Raw genomic sequence first — 21,975 nt, 5'->3', positions numbered from 1 at the left:
ATATTAGCGTTGTCCAATCACAGCCTTGGCGCTTCAGCGCCAAGCCGCGCAAAGCGCGGGCTTATGCGCGCTCTATGCGCGCATAAGCGCTGTGATTGTGTATGGATTCAAAATTCTCAACATCCACCGCATAACGCCCAATCCGCGCATCGGCATTCAGTCGCAGTGCCACATCCCGCACCAGATCCTCGACGAACTTGGGGTTCTCATAAGCATGCTCGGTGACCCATTTCTCGTCGGCGCGCTTGAGCAGCGGCCAGAGCTCGCTGGAGGCACTTTCCTCAGCGAACCGGACCAGTTCCAGCCAGCTGATAGGCGCGCCACTCAGCTCCGCCCGGATCGTCACCAAGGAACGCTGGTTGTGCGCGCCATAGTCCGAAATTTCTTTCGAGCAGGGGCACAAGCTCTTCACCGGCACGGCCACCTCGGCCCACACCGAGGTCAAGCCGGCGCGCGTCTCGGAGATCAAGGCACCCTGGTAGTCCAACATGCTTTCGATGCCGGACACTGGCGCACGCTTGCGCAGGAAAAAGGCAAAGCGCACCTCGATGCGCCCATCCTGCGCTTCCAGCTTGGTCAACATCTGGCCATGCAACTCACGCAAGGTTTCAGCCGTCAACGGCGCATTCAATGCATCCAGCCAGGCGACGAAGCGGGACATATGCGTGCCCTTTTTCTCGGCCGGCAGCGCCACATCCAAGGTCCATGAGCCGACCGTTGTTTGCGCCTGCTTGCCGACTTGGATCTGCAGCGGATAACGCACATCCTTGACGCCAACGCGCTGAATCAACAGATGCCGCTCGTCGCGCTCGCTTTGAGTGTCGGGGATATGCAATGCGCTGGTGACTTGATTCATGCTGAAGAAATGGGACCGTGGATACTTGATTAAGGCAAGGCGCCCAGCATGCCAGCTTATGCCAAGCCCTGCCGCCGCAAGGATTTGATGACTACTGATTCGCTGCCGGCCGCACCAAACTTGGCCGCGCGCCAAAGCGCTTCAAGATGGACCGCTCGATACCTGCAGCGTCCAAACCGCAAGCACTCATCAAACTGGCGACGTCGCCATGCTCGATGTATTCATCCGGCAAACCGAGTTGCAGCACCGGCAAATCAAAGCCAGCCGCTTGCATCGCCTCCATCACAGCCGAACCCGCGCCGCCCATCACGCAACCGTCTTCGATCGTCACGAAGGCATCATGGGTACGCGCCAAATCCGCCACCAAAGCCTGATCCAGGGGCTTGACGAAGCGCATATTGACCACCGTCGCGTCGAGTTGCTCGCCCGCTTGCAAAGCTGGGTACAGCAAGGTGCCGAAGCTCAGAATCGCAATCCGTGGCGAATCCGAATTGCTACGCAAATGCGGCTTACTGGATTCGCGGCGAACCTCACCCTTACCCCAGTCCAGGGCCGTCATCTCTTTCGCTATCGCCACCCCGACCCCGGCGCCACGCGGATAACGCACCGTTACCGGGCTGTTGTGCTGATAGGCTGTGTACAAGGCCTGACGGCATTCGTTCTCGTCGGCCGGTGTCAGCACGGCCATATTCGGAATGCAGCGGCTGAAGGCGATGTCGTAGTTGCCAGCGTGAGTCGCACCGTCGGCTCCGACCAGACCGGCTCGGTCCAAGGCGAACACAACCGGCAGATTCTGCAGTGCCACGTCATGGATCAACTGGTCGTAGGCGCGCTGCAAAAAGGTCGAATAAATCGCCACCACCGGCTTCAAGCCTTCGCAAGCCAGACCGGCGGCGAAGGTCACCGCATGCTGCTCGGCGATGCCGACATCGTGATAGCGGGTCGGAAAGCGCTGGTGGAACTCCACCATGCCGGAGCCCTCGCGCATCGCCGGCGTGATGCCGACCAGGCGCTTGTCCTGCTCGGCCATATCGCACAACCACTCACCGAACACTTGCGTGAAGGACGTCTTGGCCGGCGTCGCCGACTTAACAAAGCCCACAGCGGGATCAAACTTACCGGGTGCGGCGTGGTACTTGACCGGGTCGGCCTCGGCCAATTTATAGCCCTGACCCTTCTTGGTCACCACATGCAGGAACTGGGGGCCTTTTTTGGCGCGCAGATTCTCCAGCGTAGGGATCAAGGCATCCAGATCATGGCCATCGATAGGGCCGACATAGTTAAAGCCGAACTCCTCGAAAATCGTCCCCGGTACGACCATGCCCTTGGTGTGTTCTTCAAAGCGGCGGGCAAACTCATACAGCGGCGTGTTCTTCAATACCGACTTGGCACCTTCGCGGGCTGAAGAGTAGAAATTGCCGCTCATCAAACGCGCCAAATACTTGTTCAGCGCTCCGACTGGCGGGCTGATCGACATATCGTTGTCGTTCAGAATCACCAGCATATTGCCCAGCAGGCCGCCATGCGGCACGCCGGCATTGTTAAGCGCCTCGAAAGCCATGCCGGCGGTCATCGAGCCGTCGCCGATGATGGCCACAGCGCGCCGGTCTTCACCCTTGATCTTGGCGGCCATGGCCATGCCATGCGCGGCGGAGATCGAGGTACTGGAATGGCCGGTGCCGAAGGTATCAAAAGGACTCTCATCCCGGCGCGGAAAGCCGCTTATGCCGCCCAGGTGCCGGATGGTCGCCAGTTGCTCGCGCCGCCCGGTCAAGACCTTGTGCGGATAGGTCTGGTGACCCACATCCCAAACCAAACGGTCCTCAGGTGTATTGAACACATAGTGCAGCGCTACCGTGAGTTCGACCGTGCCCAAATTGGAGCCCAGATGCCCACCAACCTTGGAGTTAGACAAGGTATCCAGCACATAGGCGCGCAACTCACCGGCCAGTTTGACCAATTCGGTGCGCGGTAGGCGGCGCAGATCGGCCGGGCTGTCTATCGTTCGCAAGAGGGGGTAATTCATCTCTGGGCCAGCCTTCAGTTATCGCGCTCGACGACCATATCGGCCAACATACTCAACCAGGCCGTGTTGGGCAAGCCGCTGTCCGCCAGCGCCTGCTGCGCCTGACATCGCAATTCTTGCGCCAAAGCCCGAGCCGGTTCCAAGCCCATCAAGCTGACATAGGTCGGCTTGTTGGCGTCTTGATCTTTGCCCGCTGTCTTGCCCAGCACTTCCGAGTCCTGGGTCACATCCAAAATATCGTCAACGACTTGGAATGCCAAGCCCAAAGCAGCGCCGTATTCGGCCAGCGCCGCCGTCGCCCGCGCTGGCGTCTCCGCGCAGGCCGCGCCCATCATCACGCTGGCCTGCAGCAACACACCCGTCTTGCGTCTGTGCATATCGCGCAAAGTGGCCTCATCGAGCGACAAGCCAACGCTTGCCAAATCGATGGCCTGGCCACCGGCCATACCGGCATGGCCGGCCGAGCGAGCCAACAAAGCACACAGCCTGGCTTGCAAAGCCGGCGCCACGCCGCTGTCAGGCGTCAAGACATCAAAGGCCAATGCTTGCATCGCGTCGCCGGCCAACATCGCCTGTGCCTCGCCGAACTGCACATGCACGGTCGGCTTGCCACGACGCAACACATCATCATCCATGCAAGGCATATCGTCATGGACCAGGGAATAGGCATGGATCAACTCCACCGCACAGGCGGCCCGCATTGCGGCCTCCCGATCGCCGTCAACCGCCTCGCAGGTCGCCAAGACCAGCAGCGGCCGCAGTCGCTTGCCGCCGTCGAGCACGGCATAGCGCATCGCCACGCCCAGCCCCACCGGCGCATCAATCGGCACAAAGCCGTCGAGCGCCGCCTCACATGCAGCGAGTGAGCGCTGCATCCATTCTTCAAACTCACGGGCATTCACGCTCAGGACTCTCCCCATTGTTTCAATTCCTCGCCCTCCAGCACCTTGACTTGTTGTTCTACGGCCTGAAGTCGCGATCGGCAGAATCCCAGCAGTTCTGCCCCACGTTGGTAACTCTCAAGTAACTGATCCAGCGGCAGTTGGCCCGCTTCCATGACGGCCACGAGCCGCTCCAACTCGCCGAGCGCATGCTCGTAGCTGGTAGCCACTGTCGGCGCCGCGTCTTTTGACGCGGCTTTGGCGCTGGTGCTGGATCTGGTCATTGCGTTATGCAAAAGCGGCGATTGTAGTCAGTGAGGCCATAAGGACTGTCACAAGCCCGCCACGCCCACCCCAAAGGTCGTATTGACAGAGCACAACACGGCTTTTCGCCCGCTGGGTACAATCGCGCCCTTTCTGGATCCGCTTTTGATGGCTATCCAGCTTTTATTTCGCGAACCCGGCAGCTGATTGACAACAGGCCGGCACAAGAATCCTTCCGCTTCGCAAGCGGGCCAACCCCAGCTCAGCCCGCCGGCCGAGACTGAACAGGTGGCTGGATTCTCGGAGAACCGACTGGATCATGTCCGACCTGAGTATTTCCCTCTCAGCGCTTGAACGCAGCAAGACGCAGTTAGCTGTAACTTCCTATTTTGATGAGGCCCTGTTTCGCCAAGAACAGGTTCAGCTTTTCCAAAACGGCCCCCGCTATCTCGGTCACGCTTTAGCCGTGCCCGAAATTGGCGATTACTACGCGCTACCCCAAGAGGGAGAGGGCCGCGCCCTGGTGCGTACCCCCCAAGGGCTGGAGCTGATCTCCAATGTCTGCCGGCATCGCCAAGCGGTGATGCTGCGCGGCCGAGGCAACACGCGCAGCAATATCGTCTGCCCGCTGCACCGCTGGACTTACGACCTCAAGGGCGAGCTGGTCGGCGCGCCGCATTTTGAGCAGGACCCCTGTCTCAACTTGAACCGCTACAAACTGCGCGAATGGAACGGTCTGCTGTTCGAGGACAACGGTCACGACGTCGCCGCAGAATTATCCAAGCTGAGCGTTGCGGCCGAACTCGATTTCTCGGGCTATGTGCTGGACAAGGTCCATGTGCACCAATGCGACTACAACTGGAAGACCTTTATCGAGGTCTATCTGGAGGACTACCACGTCGGTCCCTTCCATCCGGGCCTGGGCCAATTTGTCACCTGTGACGATCTGGCCTGGGAGATGGGTCGCCACCATTCGGTGCAAAAGGTCGGCATCCACAAAGACTTGGCCAGGCCGGGCTCACCCGTCTACCAGCGCTGGCACGAGCAATTGCTGAAGTTCCGCGGCGGCGAGACCCCAAAGGCTGGCGCCATCTGGTTGACCTATTACCCGCATATCATGGTCGAGTGGTACCCGCATGTGCTGGTGGTGTCGACGCTGTTCCCCAAGGGCCCGCAGCAAACCGCCAATATTGTCGAGTTCTACTATCCGGAAGAAATCGCCGCCTTCGAGCGCGACTTCGTCGAGGCCCATCAAGCCGCGTACATGGAAACATGTGTCGAGGACGACGAAATTGCGCTGCGCATGGACGCCGGCAGGCGCGCCTTGATGGAACGCGGCGACAACGAGGTCGGCCCTTACCAGAGCCCGATGGAAGACGGCATGCTGCATTTCCATGAGTGGTACCGACGCGAGATGAATATCCGAGCTTGACCCTCAACGGCGCCAGCCCATCAGATCCAGCGCCCCGCGCAGCCTCGCTGCCGGGGCGTTTTTCATGGCTTGGCCATAATGCCTGCAGTCAACTCAGGCCAAGCCAAAATGATCCAAGCCAACTATCAGACTCTTATCTCGGTGGCACAGCTGCAAGACCTGACCCTCCAAGGTCAGACACCGCTCTTGATTGACGTCAGCTTTGATCTGGCCGACACCGAGGCCGGCCAAGCTGCCTATGCTCAGGGACATCTGCCCGGCGCTCATTACCTGCACCTGGACCGCGAGCTCAGCGGACCCAAGCTTGATTCCCAGGGCCAGTTTCGCGGCCGCCACCCACTGCCGGAGAGAGCCGATTTCGCCAAGCGCCTCGCCGCCTTGGGCCTGAGGCCGGGCCAGCAAGTTGTCAGCTACGACAATCAAGGCGGCATGTATGCGGCCAGGCTTTGGTGGATGCTGCGCTGGGTTGGCCATAGGCAAGTGGCCGTGCTGGACGGCGGCCAACAAGCTTGGCTGGCGGCAGGTTTGCCCTTGACCACGGCCACTCCGAATGCGCAGGCAAGTGAGTTCGCCGCCGCCGATTGCCTGAGCCCCAGCCTGAACGCCGCCGAGTTACAAGCCAGCCTAGGCCGAGTCAGGCTGATCGACGCCCGGGCGCCCGAGCGCTTTCGCGGCGAGTTGGAGCCCTTGGACAAGCAGGCCGGCCATATCCCAGGCGCCAGCAACCGCTTGTTTAAAAACAACTTGCAAGCCAATGGCTGCTTCAAGACCGCGCCTGAATTGAAGGCCGAGCTCGAGGCTTTGACGGCACCCTACCCGGCCGCCCAAGTCGTGCATCAGTGCGGATCCGGCGTTACGGCCTGCCACAATCTATTGGCCATGGAGTACGCCGGCCTGAGCGGCTCGCTGCTTTACCCCGGTTCCTGGAGCGAATGGTCGGCCGATTCAAGGCGACCCATCGCCAAAGGCTGAGCGCCTTGGGGATGGCGAGTACCCTTGACATAGCGCAAGATAGCCCCGCCCTCGCCGCTCGACACTGCAGATCATTTCAACGGAGGATTGTCACCATGTTCAAGCGAATTCTTGTTCCAACCGACGGCTCTGATATCAGCGCCAAGGCACTCAACACTGCTGTAGGCATGGCACGCCTTCACGGCGCCACTTTGTACGCCTTGAGCGTCAAAGAACCCTTCCCCTACAGCGCCGTGTCCGAGATGCAGCCGACACCACCGCAGGAATTTTTTGACGTTCAGGAACGCATCGCTGCCACCCGCGTCAAGGCGGCCATGGACGCTGCGGCTGCCGCCGGCGTCGCTTGCGAAGGCCATACCGTCGAGGCCTTGCATGCCTGGGAAGCCATCATCGAACATGCCAGCAGCAATCAATGTGACCTGGTTGTTATGGCCTCGCATGGCCGGCGCGGTGTGCAAGCCTTGCTACTCGGCAGCGAGACGCAGAAGGTGCTGACCCACTGCACCACACCGGTGCTCGTGGTTCGCTAAACCAGCAGGGGCCTGACTCAGTGACCGTGGCCGCCGTGACTGGAAACCGCCACGACCATCACCACCAGCCCCAAGCCGCCGCCCAGCCAGGCCAGTTGCAGCACCGTTTCGCGCCAGGGCAGGCGGCGCTGCAACTGCGGAATCAAATCCGCCACCGCGACATAGATAAAGCTGCTGCTTGCGGCCACCAGCAGATAGGGGAACAAGCTTTCCCAGGGGCCGACCAAAAAGTAGCCTACGACGCCGCCTATCACCGCGGCCAGGCCGGACAGCGCGTTGAACAACAAGGCCTTGGAGCGTGAGAAGCCGGCATTGAGCAGCACGATGTAGTCGCCCACCTCTTGCGGGATTTCATGCGCAATGATGGCCAGCGAGGTCACCAGTCCCAAATAGGGGTCGGTCAAAAAAGCCGCCGCAATGATGATGCCGTCGCAGAAGTTGTGGATGCTGTCGCCGACCAGCACACTGGTGCCGCCCTTGCCGGCCTGCTCGACGTCAAAGTGATGATGATGGTGATGGCCATCGCCCTCATGGTGATGGGTGTGACGGTACAGCTCAGCCTTCTCGAGCAAAAAGAAAAACATCAGGCCGCCCAACAGCGTCATGAACAGCGACTGCGGGCTGGCGCGGCCATCAAAGGCCTCGGGAAGCACTTGCAACAAGGCCGTGCCCAGCAAGATGCCGGTCGATAAGCTGACCAAATGTTTGACCACACGCCCCAAGAGGCTCACGGTCAGGCTGGCGGCAATCAAGACCGACAGCAGCCCGCCGGCCAAGGTCGCCAGCACGATATAGAGAAGAGTCATGGTTTTCCAGTGAACTGCAGGCCCAAACTAGAACCGCGCCCAGTCGGCGCGGCTTAAATTCAGGCAGCCGCGCATCGCGCAGGCCAACATGCCATCTTATCAACCGTGTCAAGCGGCAAGCCTTCCCGGCGGACTCGGCTCGGCTGTTGTTATCCGGCGCAAGCAGGCGCCCGAGCGCATGAAAGCGCATCGGCTGTCCCAAATTTGTCGTCATTTACACCGACAATCGCGCGCATGAATTTGCCCGCTACTCCCTTGAGCTCCGACCTAGCCGCCCCACTTGCCGCCATCGACATGGGCTCCAACAGCTTCCGACTGGAAATTGCGCATATGCCGCGCGGCCAGTACAAGCGTCTCGAATACCTGAAAGAAACCGTACGCCTGGGCGCCGGCTTGGACGCCGAGGGCATGTTGACCGAAGCGGCGATGCAGCGCGGGCTGGACTGTCTGGCTCGCTTTGCCAAGCGGCTGAACGGATTCCCCGCCGTGCGTGTGCGTGCCGTCGCGACGCAAACCTTGCGCGAAGCACGCAACCGCAACGCATTTTTGGAGCGTGCCAAAGAAACCCTGGGTTTCCCGATCGAGGTGATTTCGGGCCGCGAAGAGGCGCGGCTGATCTTTGCCGGCGTGGCGCGCATGCAGCCGTCCAACTTGCCACGCCTGGTAATCGACATTGGCGGGCGTTCGACCGAGATGATTCTGGGCAAGGGCCGCAAGCCGCAGCGAGCCGAGTCCTTTCAGGTCGGCAGTGTCAGCCTATCCTTGCGCTTCTTCCCCGAGGGCAAGTTCACCGCTGACGCCTTCCGCGCGGCCCAGGTCGCAGCCGGCGCCGAGTTGGAAGAAGCCTTGACGCTGTTCAAGCCGGCCCTGTGGCAAGAGGCACTGGGCTCCTCAGGCACTGTCGGCGCGGTGGCCCAAATTCTGGCCGCCAGCGGCGTGACCGATGGCCGCATCACCCAAGCCGCGCTGCGCTGGTGTATCGAGCAGGCCTTGGCGGCTGGCAGCATGGACAAGCTCAAGCTGCCCGGCCTGAAAGAAGACCGCCGCGCCGTGGTCGGTGGCGGCCTGTGCATCCTCTACACCTTGCTGACGCAGTTCGGCATCGAGGAGTTGCTGCCCGCCAAGGGAGCGCTGCGCCAAGGCGTTATCTTCGATCTGATCGAACGGCTGGAAGCCGAAAGCGCCGCCGCCCTGGGCCTGACCGCGCTCGATATGCGAGACGCTTCGGTCGCGGGCCTGCAGCAGCGTTTCTCCGTTGACCTGCAACAGGCTGGCCGCGTGCAGGCGGTGGCCGCAGCGCTGCACCGCCAACTGCTGCCACGCACAGACGGGGAACGCCGGCGCGAGTTGCACTGGGCGGCCGCCTTGCACGAAATCGGCATGATGGTCTCGCACCACGACCACCATCGCCACAGCGCATATTTGCTGGCCCATGTGGACGCGGCCGGCTTCTCGCAAGACCAGCTCAAGCGCCTGGGCGACTTGGCCCTGGGTCAGCGCGGTGGCCTGCGCAAGCTGGATGGCTTGCTCGATGATGAGAGCCTGCTCTGGCAATTGCTGAGCTTGCGACTGGCCTCGATCAAATGCCATGCGCGCAGCACGGTCAACCCCTTGGCCATGCGCCTGAGCCGCCAGGGCCGTCGGGTGCAATTGACACTCCCCAAAGGCTGGGCCGCCGAGCATCCCAGGACCCACTTTTTGCTGCAAGAAGAAGCGCTGGCCTGGGGCCGTAGCGGCGTGCTGGAATTGACGATCGCCTAAAGAAAGTCCGGCGCCTGCACCGCCTGCAGCAGCAGCTCGGACTGCCCGTCACGCTCGCGCGAGCGCAGCCACCAGACTGCGCCCTTCTTGACGGACCAGGGCTGGTCATGCCCGGTCAAGAGCAGCGCCGCCAACATGCCCAGCGTGGGCTGATGGCCGATCAGCAGCGTGGGCTCGGTCGCATCAGGCCAACGTGCGGCGGCCAGCAGGTCTTCAACGCTGGCGTCGGGCGCAATGCTGGGGACGATGCGGAACTCCCGCCCCAGCGCTTCGGCCGTGCTGACGGTGCGCTGCGCCGGGCTGACCAGCACGCGCGTGCTGGCCGTCATGCGCTGGTTCAACCATGCTGCCATGCGCTTGGCCTGGCGCTCTCCCTTGGGCGTCAGACAGCGCTGCAGGTCGGTGCTGCCTTCGCGCAGCAATTCAGCCTCGGCATGACGCCACAAGATCAAATCCATTGCGCCAGCCCTCTCAATTCTCTAAAAAGCGCCGCATCAAGGCTTGCTGAGCACTGATGCCCCCGCCGCCGACTCTCGTGGATCGTCCATCGGGGCCGAGCTGCCAGGCATCCAAGCTGTCATGCAAATAAGGCTGCAGCGCTTCGTCGATGACGCGCTGGCGCAGCTTGGGGTCTTGCACCGGCCAAGCGATCTCGATGCGGCGGAACATATTGCGGCTCATCCAATCCGCGCTGGACAAGTACAAGGCCTCGTCCGCATCCGTCGGGCCCCAGCGGAAATAGCTGATCCGCGTGTGCTCCAAAAAGCGCCCCACCACCGAGCGCACCACGATGTTGTCGCTGATCCCGGGCAAGCCGGGCGGCAGCATGCAGGCGCCGCGCACGATCAAATCAATCTTGGCGCCGGCCTGGGCCGCACTCAAGAGCCCGTTGATCAACTCGGTGTCGGTCAAGGCATTGATCTTGACGACAATGCGCGCCGGCCGGCCCTCGCGCGCGGCCTGCTCCACCCGGGCCAAATACTCCATCATGCTGCTGTGCAAATTGAACGGCGCCAGCAAAAGCCGGCGCGGCATCTTGATCTTGCCCAGCGAAGCGAGCTGACGGAAAACCGAATCGGCATCCGAGGTCAGCTCGGGATCGGCCGTCAAATAACCCAGATCGGTATAGAGCAGCGCCGTCTTGGGGTTGTAGTTGCCGGTCGACAAATGGGCATAACGCTTGAAACGATTGCCCTCGCGGCGCGTGATCAGCATCAGCTTGCCGTGGGTCTTGAAGCCCACAATGCCGTACACCACCTGCGCGCCAACGGCTTCCAGCCTTTCGGCCCAATTGATATTGGCCTCCTCGTCGAAGCGCGCCTTCAGCTCGACCACCGCCATCACTTCCTTACCTCGCCTGGCTGCCTCGATCAGCAGATCCATCAACACCGACTTGCTGCCGGTGCGGTAAATCGTCAGCTTGATGGCCATCACCATCGGGTCTTCGACCGCTTCGCGCAGGAATTGCACAACCGGATCAAAGCTCTCGAAGGGGTGATGCAACAACACATCGCCCTTGCGTATGCATTCGAAAACCGACTTCTGGCGCGGCAAACGCCACTCCGGCCAAACCGGCTCATGCGGCACAAAGCGCAGCTCCGGCGCATCGGTCTGATCAATCAACTCATTCAAGCGCACCAGATTGACCGGCCCATTGACGCGGTAGAGCGCGGCGGCCGGCAACTCAAACTGTTCAAGCAAAAAGTCCGCCAACTCGGCCGGGCAGCTTTTGGTCACCTCCAGCCGCACCGCGCGCCCAAAGTTGCGAGTCGTCAGTCCTGAGCGCAGCGCGTGGCGCAGATTGGCGATCTCTTCCTCGTCGACCTCCAGCTCGGAATCGCGCGTCACACGGAACTGCGAAAAAGACTCGACCTTGCGCCCAGAGAACAGCTCCTCCAGATGCGCGCGGATGACGCTGGTCAGCAAAGCGAAGGCCTGCTGACCATCGCTGAGCGCGGCAGGCAGCTTGATCACGCGCGGCAGCACCCGGGGCACCTTGACGATGGCGATACGGTTGTCGCGACCGAAAGCATCTTTGCCCGACAAGCGCGCGATGAAGTGCAGCGACTTGTTGGCCACTTGCGGGAAGGGGTGCGCGGGGTCCAGGCCCACCGGCACCAAGAGCGGGCGCACCTCGCGCTCGAAATACTTGGCCACCCACAAGCGCTGCGCGTCGTTGCGATCGGCGTGGTTGAGGATGGTGATCTTCTCGGCCAGCATCTTGGGCGCGAGTTGCTCATTGAAGATCGAATATTGCTCGTCGATCAGCGCATGGGCGGCGCGGGCCACGCGCTCCACATCACGCGCGTTGATCGAAGACTGCGGGTCGCGCGCGGCGTCCAGCATGTCGGCAAAGCGCACCTCGAAGAACTCATCCAAATTCGAGGACACGATGCAGACATAGCGCAGCCGCTCCAGCAGCGGCACATCGACGCGCTGCGCCTGCGCCAGCACCCGCCGGTTGAATTCAAGAATGGCTTGCTCTCGGCTGAGCAAGGCGATGGGCTGCGTGTTTAGGGTCATGAACCTATTTTAATTGAGCTAAGGCAACCCCGACCGACGCCGGCTGCGCAGTCACGCCCTTCGCCACCGGACGGCGGTAACGCTCACTCCAGTCCAATATTTCCAACCGCCCATCAGCATGCTCGACCAAGGCCGTCAAGCTCTCGACCCAGTCGCCATCGTTGGCATAGAGGATGCCGTCGATCTCGCGCAGCTCGGCATGGTGGATATGGCCACAAACCACGCCGTGCACGCCGCGCTTGCGCGCCTCGCGAGCGACGGCGACCTCGAAGTCGGAAATAAAACTGACCGCCCGTTTGACCTTGAGCTTCAGGTATTTTGACAAGCTCCAGTAGGGCAGACCCATGCGGGCACGCAGCCGGTTCAGGTAGCTGTTGAGCTTCAAGGTGAACTCATAGGCGGTGTCGCCCACATGCGCCAGCCACTTGGCGCATTGGATGACGCCGTCGAACAAATCGCCATGCGTGATCCAGAGCGTGCGGCCATCGGCCGTCTCGTGAATCCAGTCTTGCACGACCTCAATGCCGCCGAAGTCATGATTGACGTACTTGCGCGCAAACTCGTCGTGGTTGCCTGGAATAAAAATCACCCGGCAGCCCTTGCGCGCCTTGCGCAGCAGTTTTTGCACCACATCGTTGTGCGCCTGCGGCCAATACCAGCTGCGGCGCAACTGCCAGCCATCAATGATGTCGCCAACCAGGAACAACTGCTCGCATTCAACCTCGCGCAGGAATTCCAGCAAGGCCTCGGCCTGACAGCCGGGCGTGCCCAGATGAATGTCCGAAATCCAGACGGTGCGAAAGCGCTGACTCGGCTCATCGGCGCCGACGGTGGCATCAGCGTCATCAATCGCTGGGTTGGCAAGGGCGGCGGCGGCGCGCGCCAGGGCGGAGTCGTGCTGCATGGCTGGGAAGCTTGACGCGCGGCCGTGTCGCGGCCGTGGCAACTCGGTGAAGCTTGCGTGACAAGCACTCGATCCGCGGGCTGCCCGGATAATCAGTCCCATGCACCTGATGATTCCCCATGCCAGCGCCGTCGGCGAGGCCGCCTCCCACACGCTGGGTGAACTGACCCTCCCCCATCTCGCCGAATTGCTGGCGCTGCTCACGCCGGTCGGCGCGCCAATAGGCAGCGACGAATACAGCTTCAACACGCCTTTTGAGCTGGCCCTTGCCCAACTGCGAGGTGCGCCCGCAGTTGAAGACGGCTGCTTGCCCACCGCCGCCTGGGGGCGGGCAAAAGACGCGGCCGGCCCTGAGGCCTGGGCCCAACTGAGCCCCATTCACCTGTCGGTCGGCAGTGACCAAATCACTGCCCTGCCCCCACAAGCGCTGGCGCTGACCGAGGCCGAGTCGCAAGCCTTCTTCAACAGCTTGGCCGAACTGTGGCCGGCGGACGAGGGCTGGGCCGCGCAGTGGCGGGGCAGCGATCAATGGCTGATCGCCCACCCCAGCTTTGCCGGCCTGCGCAGCGCCAGCCTGGAGCGAGTGGTGCAGCGCAATGTGGACCCCTGGATGCCGCAAGCCCGGCGTTTGCGGACGCTGCAAAACGAGGTGCAGATGCTCTTGCATGGCCACCCTTTGAATGAGGCCCGCGAGGCAGCCGGCGCCTTGTCCCTGAATTCGGTCTGGATCAGCGGCTGCGGCGTTGCCAGCGGCGGCCCCTTGCCGGCCGATTTGCAAATCGAGGAAGGTCTGCGTGAGCCGCTGCTGGCGGGCGACTGGCAGGCCTGGAGCGAGGCCTGGGTGCGGCTCGACGCCGGCCCTGTGGCGGCTTTGTTGGCGCGGGCCAAGCAGGGCGAAACTGGCCTGCGCCTCACGCTTTGCGGTGAGCGCTTGGCGCGCAGTTGGTCGCTGAAGCCACGCCCGCGCCTGCAAAGGCTCTGGCAATCCTTGCGGTCAAGCCGCAGCAACACCGCCAGCATCTTGGGGGCGCTATGAGCGCCGGCCCGCAGCTGATTCAGCGGCCGGCCGCGCCGCGTGCCGCCTGGGCACTGGAGCAAGCGGGGCTGTCGCCGCTGCTGGCGCAGCTGTTTGCGGCGCGCGGCGTCAAAACTGCCGAGGAGCTGGACGATGGCCTGGCACGCTTGCTGCCGCCCTCGGGCCTGAAGGGCATTGCCGATGCGGCGCGACTGCTGGCCGATTGCATCGAAGCGCAGGCGCGCATCTGCATCGTTGCCGACTATGACTGCGACGGCGCGACCGCCTGCACCGTGGCGCTGCGGGGTTTGGCCTTGCTGGGCGCCAAGCCGGCGCAGCTGGGCTATGTGGTGCCCGACCGTGCCATTCACGGCTACGGGCTGACGCCGGCCATCGTCGACCTGGCGCTGGCTCAACAAGGGCCGCGCCCGCAGCTTTTGATGACGGTCGACAACGGCATCGCCAGCATTGCCGGCATTGCGCACGCCAAGGCGCTGGGCCTGCAGGTGCTGGTGACCGACCATCACCTGCCCGCTGTCTTCGACGGCGTCACCGAGTTGCCCGAGGCGGCGGCCATCGTCAACCCCAGCCAGCCCGGCTGCACATTCGAGAGCAAAAATTTGGCCGGCGTCGGCGTTGCTTTTTACGTGCTGCTGGCGCTGCGCAGCGAGTTGCGCACGCGCGGCCACTTCGACGCGCAAAGCCAACCCAAGCTGGACGGCCTGCTCGACTTGGTGGCCCTGGGTACGGTGGCCGATGTGGTCAAGCTTGATGCCAATAACCGCCGCTTGGTCTCGCAGGGCTTGAAGCGCATGCGCGCCGGTAGGGCGCACCCTGGCGTGGCCGCCTTGTTCAGTGCGGCGGGCCGCGACAGTGCGCGCGCCAACGCATTCGATCTGGGCTTCGCACTGGGGCCGCGCATCAATGCGGCAGGTCGGCTGTCCGATATGACGCTGGGCATCGAGTGCCTGCTGACCGATGATCCCGGCCGCGCGCTGGAGTTGGCCAAGCAGCTTGACGCCATCAACCGCGAGCGCCGCGTAATCGAGGCCGATATGCGCGAGCAGGCCGAGTTCAAGCTCGATGCGCTGCTGCAAGACCCGCGCCTGAAGGGTGAGCCGCCGCCGGCGCTGGCGATCTTCGAGGCCGAATTCCACGAAGGCGTGGTCGGCATCATCGCCTCGCGCCTGAAGGACCGTGTGCACCGGCCGACTTTTGTGTTCGCGCGCGGCGCCGACGGCCAGCTCAAGGGCTCGGGTCGCTCGATTGCCGGTTTTCATCTGCGCGACGCGCTGGATCTGATCAGCAAACGCCACCCCGCTTTGCTGAAGAAGTTTGGCGGCCACGCGATGGCGGCCGGCTGCACACTGGCGGATGACGGCTTTGAGCCCTTTGAAGCGGCCTTGCGCGAGGTGGCCGGTGAATGGCTGGATGCCAGCGCCCTGACCCGCACCCTGCGCACCGACGGCCCCTTGGCGCCCGAGCACTTCAAGCCCGACAGCGTGCGGGCGCTGGAGGCGCAGGTCTGGGGTCAGGCCTTCGAGGCGCCGCTGTTTTGCGACGCAGTCGAAATCATCTCGCAGCGCATCGTGGGCGAAAAGCACACCAAGCTGCGGCTGCGCCAAGCCGGTCAGCTGCGGGATGCGATCTGGTTCGGCCATATCGAGCCGCTACCCAGCCAAGGCCAGATGGCTTACCGGCTCAGCCTGGACGAGTACCAGGGGCAACAACGGGTGCAAATGATTGTTGAAGCGATGGTGTGAGGCCTGCTCTTTTAGAATGCCGCTGTGAGCACCTCTACATTGACCTTCCCCGATCGCGTCAATCACCTGGCGAACGCCGACCTGCATTGCCACTCCAAGGTGTCCGACGGCACGCTGGAGCCGGAAGCGCTGGCGGCGCGGGCCAAGGCCAATGGTGTGACGCTATGGGCCTTGACAGATCATGACGAAGTGGCCGGGCAGCAGCGCGCGCTGGACGCGGCGCTGGCGCTGGGCCTGCCCTATTTGACCGGCGTCGAGGTGTCGGTCAGCTTCGCGGGTCAGGTCGTGCACATCGTCGGCCTGGGCTTTGATCACCACAACGAGGCCTTGCTTGCGGGCTTGCGCGCCACCCGCGGCGGGCGCGAGCAACGCGCTCGTGAGATGGCGGCAGGTTTGGCTCAAGTCGGCATCAAAGACGCTTACGAAGGCGCGCTGAAGTATGTCGGCAACCCGGAGTTGATCTCGCGCACCCACTTCGCGCGCTTTCTGGTCGAGGCCGGCCATTGCAGCGATATCTCCGAGGTGTTTCGCCGCTACCTGACCGAAGGCAAGCCCGGTTATGTCGAGCACCGCTGGGCACGGCTGAGCGACGCCATGCGCTGGATTTTGGAGGCCGGCGGCCAAGCGGTGATTGCCCACCCGGCCCGCTACAGCTTCACGCCAACCGAAGAATATGCGCTGATCACCGAATTCATTGCCCACGGCGGGCGCGGCATCGAAGTCGTCACCGGCAGCCACAGCGACGCCGATGCGGCCAAGTACACCGAGACCGCCCTGGAATTCGCCTTGCTCGCCTCGCGCGGCTCCGACTTTCACTCGCCCGAGGAAAGCCGCACCGACCTGGGACAACTGAAGGATTTGTCGGGACGCTTGAGCCCGATCTGGCAACTGTTGGATACGCGCATCCATTGGCCGCCAGCCGCGCGGCAGTAGGCGCTATTTGAGCCAGCGGCGGTACACAATTGCCGCATGGCCCAATATTTCGAAGTTCACCCCGACAACCCGCAGCAGCGCTTTCTCAAACAAGCAGCGCAAATCATCAATGCGGGCGGCATCGGCGCAATCCCGACCGACTCCAGCTACGCCTTCGTCTGCCGCCTTGACGACAAGACCGCCGCCGAATCGCTGCGGCGCATTCGCGGCATCGACGACAAGCATCACCTGACGCTGCTGTGCCGCGACCTGAGCGAGCTGGCCAGCTACGCCCGCGTCGACAACAGCCAGTACCGCCTGCTCAAGCTGGCAACGCCTGGCCCTTTCACCTTCATTCTGGAGGCCACCAAGGAGGTGCCGCGGCGGCTCTCGCATCCCTCGCGGCGCACCATCGGCCTGCGCGTACCCGAGCACCGTGTCAGCCAGGAACTGCTTGCACTGGTCGGCCAACCGCTGCTAGCCACCACCTTGATCGCCCCCGGCGAGACCGAACCGATGAACGACGCGCGCGAGATCTCGGATCGCTTTGACCGCTTGCTGCAAGTCATCGTCGATGCCGGGGCCTGCCCACTTGAGCCCACCACGGTGATTGATCTGACCGGCGAAACGGCGCAAATCATTCGATTGGGTCGCGGCGATCCAGTTACGCTAGGCCTCGCTACAGATTAATCACCCAAAAAACTGCGCAAGAAGTGCTCAAGAAGTTTGGGGGGCAGTCGATGTAGCTTTGGTCTACCGTAATCCACATGGGGTGGAACGGAAACGCCGCCGGCCGCGGCACGGAAGAAAGCGCTCCCATGAACTTCCTTAGCAAGCTGCGTATCAGCCAGCGCCTGGCACTGAGCTATGGTCTGCTGATTATTTTGCTCACCATCATCGGTGGCTACGGCGCATACAGCGCCAACCGCCTCGCCAAGGACTTGGATCAAACCGCCAAGCAAAGCCTGGTCAAAATCGCCGCCGCCAACGGGCTGGAAAGTCAAGTCAGCATCGTGGCCCGGGCCTCCCGCGACCTGCTGCTGCTGGACTCGGCAGGTGCGATCAAAAAGCAAAAAACACTGATCGACGGTGCCTTGCAAGAGAGTGAGAAGCAACTCGCGGCGCTGCTCAGCAACCCCGAACAAGGTCGCGAGACCGAGCTGCTCAGTCAAATCAAGGACGCTCAGGCCAAGTTCTTCGCCTCGATCGCCAAGTTCCGCAAGGTTCAAATTGACGGCAGCCCCGACGAAGCCCGCGAAAGCCTGATCACCGATGTGCGTCCGGCCCAGCAAAGCTATCAAGACGGGCTCAAAGGCCTGGTCGATCTGCAGTTCGAGAACGCCAATGAATTGGCTGTTTCGGGCGGCGAGCTGGCCCGCAATTCGGTCTTGGTGACCGTGATCTTGGTCATCGCCGCAGTCTTGATCGGCAGCTTCGGCGGCTTGGCGATTGTTCGCTCCATCACTGTGCCTATCAAGCAGGCTCAAGCCGCCGCGGAAGCCATTCGCAATGGTGACCTGACCCATCAGTTCGAAGCCGCCGGCTCTGACGAGCTGGGGCAGATGCTGGACTCGATGCAAGCCATGCAGCAGGCCTTGGCCGGGGTGGTTGGCAGCGTCGGCGCGGCAGCCAACGACGTCGCGGAAAGCACTGGGCAAATCGTCAGCGGCAATGGGGATCTGTCAGACCGCACCGCTCGCTCGGCCTCCAGCCTGCAAAACACCGCTGCCTCGGTCGAAGAAATAGCTGCCAATCTGAGCGGCGCCAGCGAGCTGACCCGCAAGGCCGCAGGTATTGCCACCAAGGCCCGCAACTCGGCTTCGGCCGGCGGCAAGGTGGTGTCGCAAGTGGTTGCCACCATGCAAGAAATCAGCGCCAGCTCGCACAAGATTGGCGACATCATCGGCGTGATTGACGGCATTGCCTTCCAAACCAATATCTTGGCGCTGAACGCAGCCGTTGAGGCGGCCCGTGCCGGCGAGCATGGCCGCGGCTTCGCCGTGGTGGCGTCCGAAGTGCGGGCGCTGGCCTCACGCGCAGCCGGTGCCGCCAAGGAGATCAAGGTGCTGATTCAAGAGTCGACCGTCAAGGTTGAAACCGGCACCGCCTTGGTCAACAATGCCGGCGTCACCATCAGCAGCGTCGTCAACGAAGTCAATGACATGGGCAAGTTGATCGAGGAGATTTCGCACTCCGCGCAAGAGCAAGCCACCGGCGTTGGCGTGGTCAATCACTCGATGAACGAGTTGGACCGCAGTACCCAGCAAAACGCCACTTTGGTCAGCGCACTGAGCAAATCCACCGAGGCCTTGACCAGCTCCTCTTCGCGGCTTTTGGAAGCGGTTGGATTTTTCCGCGTTCACTGAGACGATCAGCAGCCATAATCAATTAGCACTACGCAAGGATAGCAATGAGCCTCATCACTTCATTCCTGCCCAAAATGTCGCGCTCGGGCCTGGGCCTGATCGGCGCTGTGTTGATCGCTGCCAGCGCCATCGCAGCGCCGCCGCCCAAGGTCTTGAAAAAAGTCCCACCTGAATTCCCCGCCGCCGCCGTCAAGAAAGGCGTCACCTCGGGCACCGTGAAAGCTCAGTTGGCGATTGCCGCCGATGGCAAAGTCACCGAGGTCACCATTCTGGAAACTTCGTCGCCCAAACTATTCGACCGCGCCGTGATTGAGGCGCTGATGGAATGGCGTTTTGAAGGCAGCGGCGAAAAACGCACACATGAAATGACGCTGGTGTTCAACGAATGAACCCGCATCGGTTTTAACGATCAATTGATTGAAAAGAGGCCTAGCCTAGGATCGCAATGAGAAAAAACAACACTCCCCTGACTTCATGGCTTCGCGCCGGCCTGGGCTTGCTCAGCGCATTGCTGATCGCCACCAGCGCGGTCGCGGCGCCCAAGGTGCTCAAGAAAGTGCCGCCGGAGTTTCCATCGGCCGCCACCAAAAAAGGCGTTACCTCAGGCTCAGTGAAAGCGCAACTGCAGATTGGGCCCGACGGCAAAGTCACGGATGTGGTGATTCTGGAAGCCACCCCGCCCAAGCTGTTTGACAAGGCCGTGGTCGAGGCCTTGATGGAATGGCGCTTTGAAGGCAACGGCGAAAAGCAAACCCACGAACTCAAACTCGTCTTCAACAGCGAGGACTGAGCTCGCACTGATGAAGCCGGCAGGCTTCGTCAGGCTAGTTCAGGCTTGGGCGCGATACCAGCGACCAAGCTGAGGCCGCGCCCCTAAGCCTTCGCCCCAGCCGTCAACAGCTCCACCATGCGTTGCTTATCAAAGCCCACGATGCGCTGACCCCTGACCAAAAAGGTCGGTGTTCCAGGCGACATTTGGGCACGATACAAATCGGCACAAGCAGCATTGGTCTCGATGAAGCACTCGCTATAGCTGATGCGCTCGGCATCCAGCCAGCTGCGTGCACGGCGGCAAAAGACGCAGTCGGTGCTGGACAGCATGACGATGTCGCCGGGCTGCACCGAAGCCCGCAGCTTCTCCGCCTGAGCGCGCGCCTGCCAGTCTCGGGCCGCTTGCGAGCCGCCCAAGACCAGCAAAACAATCACCAGCAAGGGCGCGTACTCGCGCAGCTTGGCCAAAAAGCGCGTTTTGACGCTCAGTGCTGGCAACGATTCTGACGCGGGCTCGCGCATTCGAAATCTCAAGCGTCAACAGCCTCGCGGGTCAAACCGCAGCCGTCACCACAATCTCGACCTTCCACTCGGGCCGGGCCAACTTGGCCTCGACCGTGGCGCGTGGCGGCGTGTGGCCGGGCACGACCCACGCATCCCAAGCGGCATTCATGCCTGGGAAGTCGGCCAGGTCGGCGATGAAAATCTGTGCCCGCAAGATCTTGGTCTTGTCGCTGCCGGCCCGGGCCAGCAAGGCATCAATGGCCGCCAAGACCTGAGCCGTCTGGCCCGTGATGTCTTGGCTGGCATCTTCCGGCACCTGGCCGGCCAAATACACGACGCCGTTAAAAACCGCCATTTCGGACATACGGGCGCCGACGTCAAATCTCTCGATACTCATTTCAGTTACCTTTTTTCTTCGGATGCTTGTGGGAATGACCATGGGCGTGAGGGCCCACACCATGGGGATGCTTCTTGCTGCTGTCGGCCGGCGGCACGGCGCCGCTGGCTTTTTGCCCAAGTCGGCTTTCGGTACCCTTGAGCAGCTTTTTGATGTTCTCGGCATGGCGCCACACCAGCAGCAGCCCAATCACGACCAAGACGCCGACAATGGGGCCGGCGCCCCAAATCAACATTTGATAGATCGGCGCAAAAGCGGCCGAGACCAGCGCCGCCAGCGAGGAATAGCGCGAGAAGTAGGCAATGATGACCCAGGTCGCCAGCGTCGCGGCGCCCAGCAAAGGGTTCAAAGCCATGATCACGCCGGCCGCTGTCGCCACGCCCTTGCCGCCTTTGAAGCGGAAGAACACCGGCCACAAATGCCCTAGAAAAGCCGTCAGGCCCACCAAGGCAGCCGTGCCCTCGCCCAAACCGAAGCGTGCACCGAAGATCAACACCAGTAAAACCGCGACATAACCCTTCAAGGCATCAAACAAAAGCGTCAGCACGGCGGCCACCTTATTGCCCGAACGCAGCACATTGGTGGCGCCGGGATTGCCCGAGCCATAGCTACGCGGATCGGACAATCCCATCACACGGCTGATGATGACGGCAAAGGACAGCGAGCCGCAGAGGTAGCCGAATACGCCGGCCAGCAGGGGGAAAAGTAGATCTTGCATGGGGCGCTATTGTGGCCGCATTGCGCTTAAAGTTTTCTCGATACATCCAACATTGCGGGCGAGCACGCAGTGCGCCTAGTCTGCACCGGCGCAGCTGACCGCCTTGGCCTGCAGCAGTTCGGGCAAGATTTTCGGGTCAATGCCGACCAAAAAACCGCGTCGCCCGCCATTGATGCAGATGCCGGGCAGCTCCAACACGGTCGCCTCCACAAACACCGGCATTGCTTTGCGCAAGCCAAAGGGCGAGGTGCCACCGACCAAATAGCCGCTGTGGCGCTGCGCCACTTCGGGCTTGCAGGGCTCGACCTTTTTGCACGGGATTTGGCGCGCCAAAGCCTTCAGGCTGACCTGCGCGTCACCGTGCATCAGCACGATCAAGGGTTGCGCCTTTTCGTCTTGCATCACCAGCGTCTTGATCACGCTATGTTCAGCAACACCTAGCTGACGCGCCGATTCAGCGGTGCCTCCGCGCTCCACATAATCGTAAACATGCTCGGTAAATGCAATTCTGTGTTGCCGCAAGAACTGCGTCGCTGGCGTCTCGCTGACATGGGTGGGTTTCTTGGCCATGCCC

At 62.2% G+C, this 21,975-nt stretch carries 23 protein-coding genes; 11 read left to right on the top strand and 12 right to left on the bottom strand.

The window, feature by feature from the left end; translation table 11 throughout:
* Positions 1 to 61: 61 nt before the first annotated feature.
* The 4 genes from folE2 to PRZ03_RS20205 form a co-directional block, all read right to left on the bottom strand.
* Positions 62 to 856 carry a GTP cyclohydrolase FolE2 gene (folE2, locus tag PRZ03_RS20220; protein WP_273601990.1) on the bottom strand — a complete coding sequence of 265 codons (795 nt, stop codon included), beginning with the start codon at positions 854 to 856 and terminating at the stop codon, positions 62 to 64.
* A 91-nt stretch (positions 857 to 947) separates the two neighbouring features.
* Positions 948 to 2,882, bottom strand: coding sequence for a 1-deoxy-D-xylulose-5-phosphate synthase (dxs, locus tag PRZ03_RS20215; RefSeq protein ID WP_273601989.1), 1,935 nt, complete (start codon positions 2,880 to 2,882; stop codon positions 948 to 950).
* A gap of 14 nt (positions 2,883 to 2,896) precedes the next feature.
* A complete protein-coding gene (locus tag PRZ03_RS20210; protein ID WP_273601988.1) occupies positions 2,897 to 3,802 on the bottom strand; it encodes a polyprenyl synthetase family protein in 906 nt (301 codons plus the stop codon).
* On the bottom strand, positions 3,787 to 4,047 hold the full coding sequence (locus PRZ03_RS20205) for an exodeoxyribonuclease VII small subunit (RefSeq protein ID WP_273601987.1): 261 nt from the start codon (positions 4,045 to 4,047) through the stop codon (positions 3,787 to 3,789). Before PRZ03_RS20205 ends, PRZ03_RS20210 begins: the two co-directional genes overlap by 16 nt.
* 299 nt (positions 4,048 to 4,346) lie before the next feature.
* Here PRZ03_RS20205 and PRZ03_RS20200 point away from each other — a divergent pair, with 299 nt between their 5' ends.
* The 3 genes from PRZ03_RS20200 to PRZ03_RS20190 all read left to right on the top strand — a co-directional run bounded on the left by PRZ03_RS20200 (position 4,347) and on the right by PRZ03_RS20190 (position 6,961).
* Positions 4,347 to 5,459, top strand: coding sequence for an aromatic ring-hydroxylating oxygenase subunit alpha (locus PRZ03_RS20200; RefSeq protein ID WP_273601986.1), 1,113 nt, complete (start codon positions 4,347 to 4,349; stop codon positions 5,457 to 5,459).
* 108 nt (positions 5,460 to 5,567) lie between these two features.
* Positions 5,568 to 6,431, top strand: a complete 864-nt coding sequence (locus PRZ03_RS20195; protein WP_273601985.1) for a sulfurtransferase — start codon at positions 5,568 to 5,570, stop codon at positions 6,429 to 6,431.
* A 95-nt stretch (positions 6,432 to 6,526) separates the two neighbouring features.
* Complete coding sequence (locus tag PRZ03_RS20190) at positions 6,527 to 6,961, top strand: universal stress protein (protein WP_263535625.1); 435 nt, start codon at positions 6,527 to 6,529, stop codon at positions 6,959 to 6,961.
* 17 nt (positions 6,962 to 6,978) lie between these two features.
* On the opposite strand, the gene PRZ03_RS20185 is transcribed toward PRZ03_RS20190, so the two are convergent.
* Positions 6,979 to 7,767 (bottom strand): ZIP family metal transporter, encoded by a 789-nt coding sequence (locus PRZ03_RS20185; RefSeq protein WP_263535626.1) that lies wholly within the window; start codon positions 7,765 to 7,767, stop codon positions 6,979 to 6,981.
* A 234-nt stretch (positions 7,768 to 8,001) separates the two neighbouring features.
* Here PRZ03_RS20185 and ppx point away from each other — a divergent pair, with 234 nt between their 5' ends.
* Positions 8,002 to 9,528, top strand: a complete 1,527-nt coding sequence (gene ppx, locus PRZ03_RS20180) for an exopolyphosphatase (RefSeq protein WP_273601984.1) — start codon at positions 8,002 to 8,004, stop codon at positions 9,526 to 9,528.
* Here the strand turns inward: ppx and PRZ03_RS20175 are convergent.
* From PRZ03_RS20175 to PRZ03_RS20165, 3 genes are read right to left on the bottom strand one after another with little or no spacing between them, the layout of a single operon-like run.
* Positions 9,525 to 9,986 (bottom strand): SixA phosphatase family protein, encoded by a 462-nt coding sequence (locus PRZ03_RS20175; protein ID WP_263535628.1) that lies wholly within the window; start codon positions 9,984 to 9,986, stop codon positions 9,525 to 9,527. The two genes, ppx and PRZ03_RS20175, sit on opposite strands and share 4 nt — an antisense overlap.
* Before the next feature lie 13 nt (positions 9,987 to 9,999).
* Entirely contained in the window at positions 10,000 to 12,051 is a 2,052-nt protein-coding gene (gene ppk1, locus PRZ03_RS20170) for a polyphosphate kinase 1 (RefSeq protein ID WP_273601983.1), read from the bottom strand.
* A 4-nt stretch (positions 12,052 to 12,055) separates the two neighbouring features.
* Positions 12,056 to 12,955 carry a UDP-2,3-diacylglucosamine diphosphatase gene (locus PRZ03_RS20165; RefSeq protein WP_273601982.1) on the bottom strand — a complete coding sequence of 300 codons (900 nt, stop codon included), beginning with the start codon at positions 12,953 to 12,955 and terminating at the stop codon, positions 12,056 to 12,058.
* 100 nt (positions 12,956 to 13,055) lie between these two features.
* Between PRZ03_RS20165 and PRZ03_RS20160 the strand changes: the two genes are divergently transcribed.
* From PRZ03_RS20160 to PRZ03_RS20130, 7 genes are all read left to right on the top strand, one after another.
* A complete protein-coding gene (locus PRZ03_RS20160) occupies positions 13,056 to 13,991 on the top strand; it encodes a hypothetical protein (protein ID WP_273601981.1) in 936 nt (311 codons plus the stop codon).
* Positions 13,988 to 15,733, top strand: coding sequence for a single-stranded-DNA-specific exonuclease RecJ (gene recJ, locus PRZ03_RS20155; RefSeq protein WP_273601980.1), 1,746 nt, complete (start codon positions 13,988 to 13,990; stop codon positions 15,731 to 15,733). Before PRZ03_RS20160 ends, recJ begins: the two co-directional genes overlap by 4 nt.
* A gap of 24 nt (positions 15,734 to 15,757) precedes the next feature.
* Positions 15,758 to 16,666, top strand: a complete 909-nt coding sequence (locus tag PRZ03_RS20150; protein ID WP_273601979.1) for a 3',5'-nucleoside bisphosphate phosphatase — start codon at positions 15,758 to 15,760, stop codon at positions 16,664 to 16,666.
* A gap of 36 nt (positions 16,667 to 16,702) precedes the next feature.
* Positions 16,703 to 17,335: an L-threonylcarbamoyladenylate synthase gene (locus tag PRZ03_RS20145; protein ID WP_273601978.1), complete on the top strand. Its 633-nt coding sequence runs from the start codon at positions 16,703 to 16,705 to the stop codon at positions 17,333 to 17,335.
* 128 nt (positions 17,336 to 17,463) lie between these two features.
* Complete coding sequence (locus PRZ03_RS20140) at positions 17,464 to 19,011, top strand: methyl-accepting chemotaxis protein (RefSeq protein WP_273601977.1); 1,548 nt, start codon at positions 17,464 to 17,466, stop codon at positions 19,009 to 19,011.
* Positions 19,012 to 19,055: 44 nt separating this feature from the next.
* Positions 19,056 to 19,400 (top strand): energy transducer TonB, encoded by a 345-nt coding sequence (locus tag PRZ03_RS20135; protein ID WP_273601976.1) that lies wholly within the window; start codon positions 19,056 to 19,058, stop codon positions 19,398 to 19,400.
* A gap of 56 nt (positions 19,401 to 19,456) precedes the next feature.
* A complete protein-coding gene (locus tag PRZ03_RS20130; RefSeq protein WP_263535637.1) occupies positions 19,457 to 19,801 on the top strand; it encodes an energy transducer TonB in 345 nt (114 codons plus the stop codon).
* An 83-nt stretch (positions 19,802 to 19,884) separates the two neighbouring features.
* Here PRZ03_RS20130 and PRZ03_RS20125 read toward each other — a convergent pair whose 3' ends face one another.
* The 4 genes from PRZ03_RS20125 to ybaK form a co-directional block, all read right to left on the bottom strand.
* Complete coding sequence (locus PRZ03_RS20125; protein ID WP_273601975.1) at positions 19,885 to 20,304, bottom strand: glutaredoxin family protein; 420 nt, start codon at positions 20,302 to 20,304, stop codon at positions 19,885 to 19,887.
* A 31-nt stretch (positions 20,305 to 20,335) separates the two neighbouring features.
* Positions 20,336 to 20,683 (bottom strand): RidA family protein, encoded by a 348-nt coding sequence (locus PRZ03_RS20120; RefSeq protein ID WP_273601974.1) that lies wholly within the window; start codon positions 20,681 to 20,683, stop codon positions 20,336 to 20,338.
* Position 20,684: 1 nt separating this feature from the next.
* Positions 20,685 to 21,401, bottom strand: a complete 717-nt coding sequence (plsY, locus tag PRZ03_RS20115) for a glycerol-3-phosphate 1-O-acyltransferase PlsY (RefSeq protein WP_263535640.1) — start codon at positions 21,399 to 21,401, stop codon at positions 20,685 to 20,687.
* Positions 21,402 to 21,476: 75 nt separating this feature from the next.
* The gene (ybaK, locus tag PRZ03_RS20110) at positions 21,477 to 21,971 is read right to left on the bottom strand and encodes a Cys-tRNA(Pro) deacylase (protein WP_273601973.1); all 495 of its coding nucleotides are present in this window, start codon (positions 21,969 to 21,971) and stop codon (positions 21,477 to 21,479) included.
* Between the last annotated feature and the right edge of the window lie 4 nt (positions 21,972 to 21,975).

The sequence above is a fragment of the Roseateles albus genome (assembly GCF_028595345.1).
Taxonomy (GTDB): Bacteria; Pseudomonadota; Gammaproteobacteria; order Burkholderiales; family Burkholderiaceae_C; genus Paucibacter_A; species Paucibacter_A albus.
The sequence above is the reverse complement of the archived record's forward strand: the minus strand, read 5'-3'. Positions and strand labels throughout refer to the sequence as shown.

Excerpts from the sequence above, each read along its gene's own strand:
- PRZ03_RS20190 (WP_263535625.1), top strand. The coding sequence starts at position 6,527 with ATGTTCAAGCGAATTCTTGTTCCAACCGACGGCTCTGATATCAGCGCC.
- PRZ03_RS20125 (WP_273601975.1), bottom strand. The coding sequence starts at position 20,304 with ATGCGCGAGCCCGCGTCAGAATCGTTGCCAGCACTGAGCGTCAAAACG.
- PRZ03_RS20185 (WP_263535626.1), bottom strand. The coding sequence starts at position 7,767 with ATGACTCTTCTCTATATCGTGCTGGCGACCTTGGCCGGCGGGCTGCTG.
- PRZ03_RS20195 (WP_273601985.1), top strand. The coding sequence starts at position 5,568 with ATGATCCAAGCCAACTATCAGACTCTTATCTCGGTGGCACAGCTGCAA.
- ppx (WP_273601984.1), top strand. The coding sequence starts at position 8,002 with ATGAATTTGCCCGCTACTCCCTTGAGCTCCGACCTAGCCGCCCCACTT.
- ybaK (WP_273601973.1), bottom strand. The coding sequence starts at position 21,971 with ATGGCCAAGAAACCCACCCATGTCAGCGAGACGCCAGCGACGCAGTTC.
- ppk1 (WP_273601983.1), bottom strand. The coding sequence starts at position 12,051 with ATGACCCTAAACACGCAGCCCATCGCCTTGCTCAGCCGAGAGCAAGCC.
- folE2 (WP_273601990.1), bottom strand. The coding sequence starts at position 856 with ATGAATCAAGTCACCAGCGCATTGCATATCCCCGACACTCAAAGCGAG.
- PRZ03_RS20140 (WP_273601977.1), top strand. The coding sequence starts at position 17,464 with ATGAACTTCCTTAGCAAGCTGCGTATCAGCCAGCGCCTGGCACTGAGC.
- recJ (WP_273601980.1), top strand. The coding sequence starts at position 13,988 with ATGAGCGCCGGCCCGCAGCTGATTCAGCGGCCGGCCGCGCCGCGTGCC.
- PRZ03_RS20135 (WP_273601976.1), top strand. The coding sequence starts at position 19,056 with ATGAGCCTCATCACTTCATTCCTGCCCAAAATGTCGCGCTCGGGCCTG.
- plsY (WP_263535640.1), bottom strand. The coding sequence starts at position 21,401 with ATGCAAGATCTACTTTTCCCCCTGCTGGCCGGCGTATTCGGCTACCTC.
- dxs (WP_273601989.1), bottom strand. The coding sequence starts at position 2,882 with ATGAATTACCCCCTCTTGCGAACGATAGACAGCCCGGCCGATCTGCGC.
- PRZ03_RS20130 (WP_263535637.1), top strand. The coding sequence starts at position 19,457 with ATGAGAAAAAACAACACTCCCCTGACTTCATGGCTTCGCGCCGGCCTG.
- PRZ03_RS20145 (WP_273601978.1), top strand. The coding sequence starts at position 16,703 with ATGGCCCAATATTTCGAAGTTCACCCCGACAACCCGCAGCAGCGCTTT.
- PRZ03_RS20160 (WP_273601981.1), top strand. The coding sequence starts at position 13,056 with ATGCACCTGATGATTCCCCATGCCAGCGCCGTCGGCGAGGCCGCCTCC.
- PRZ03_RS20210 (WP_273601988.1), bottom strand. The coding sequence starts at position 3,802 with ATGGGGAGAGTCCTGAGCGTGAATGCCCGTGAGTTTGAAGAATGGATG.
- PRZ03_RS20120 (WP_273601974.1), bottom strand. The coding sequence starts at position 20,683 with ATGAGTATCGAGAGATTTGACGTCGGCGCCCGTATGTCCGAAATGGCG.
- PRZ03_RS20175 (WP_263535628.1), bottom strand. The coding sequence starts at position 9,986 with ATGGATTTGATCTTGTGGCGTCATGCCGAGGCTGAATTGCTGCGCGAA.
- PRZ03_RS20205 (WP_273601987.1), bottom strand. The coding sequence starts at position 4,047 with ATGACCAGATCCAGCACCAGCGCCAAAGCCGCGTCAAAAGACGCGGCG.
- PRZ03_RS20200 (WP_273601986.1), top strand. The coding sequence starts at position 4,347 with ATGTCCGACCTGAGTATTTCCCTCTCAGCGCTTGAACGCAGCAAGACG.
- PRZ03_RS20165 (WP_273601982.1), bottom strand. The coding sequence starts at position 12,955 with ATGCAGCACGACTCCGCCCTGGCGCGCGCCGCCGCCGCCCTTGCCAAC.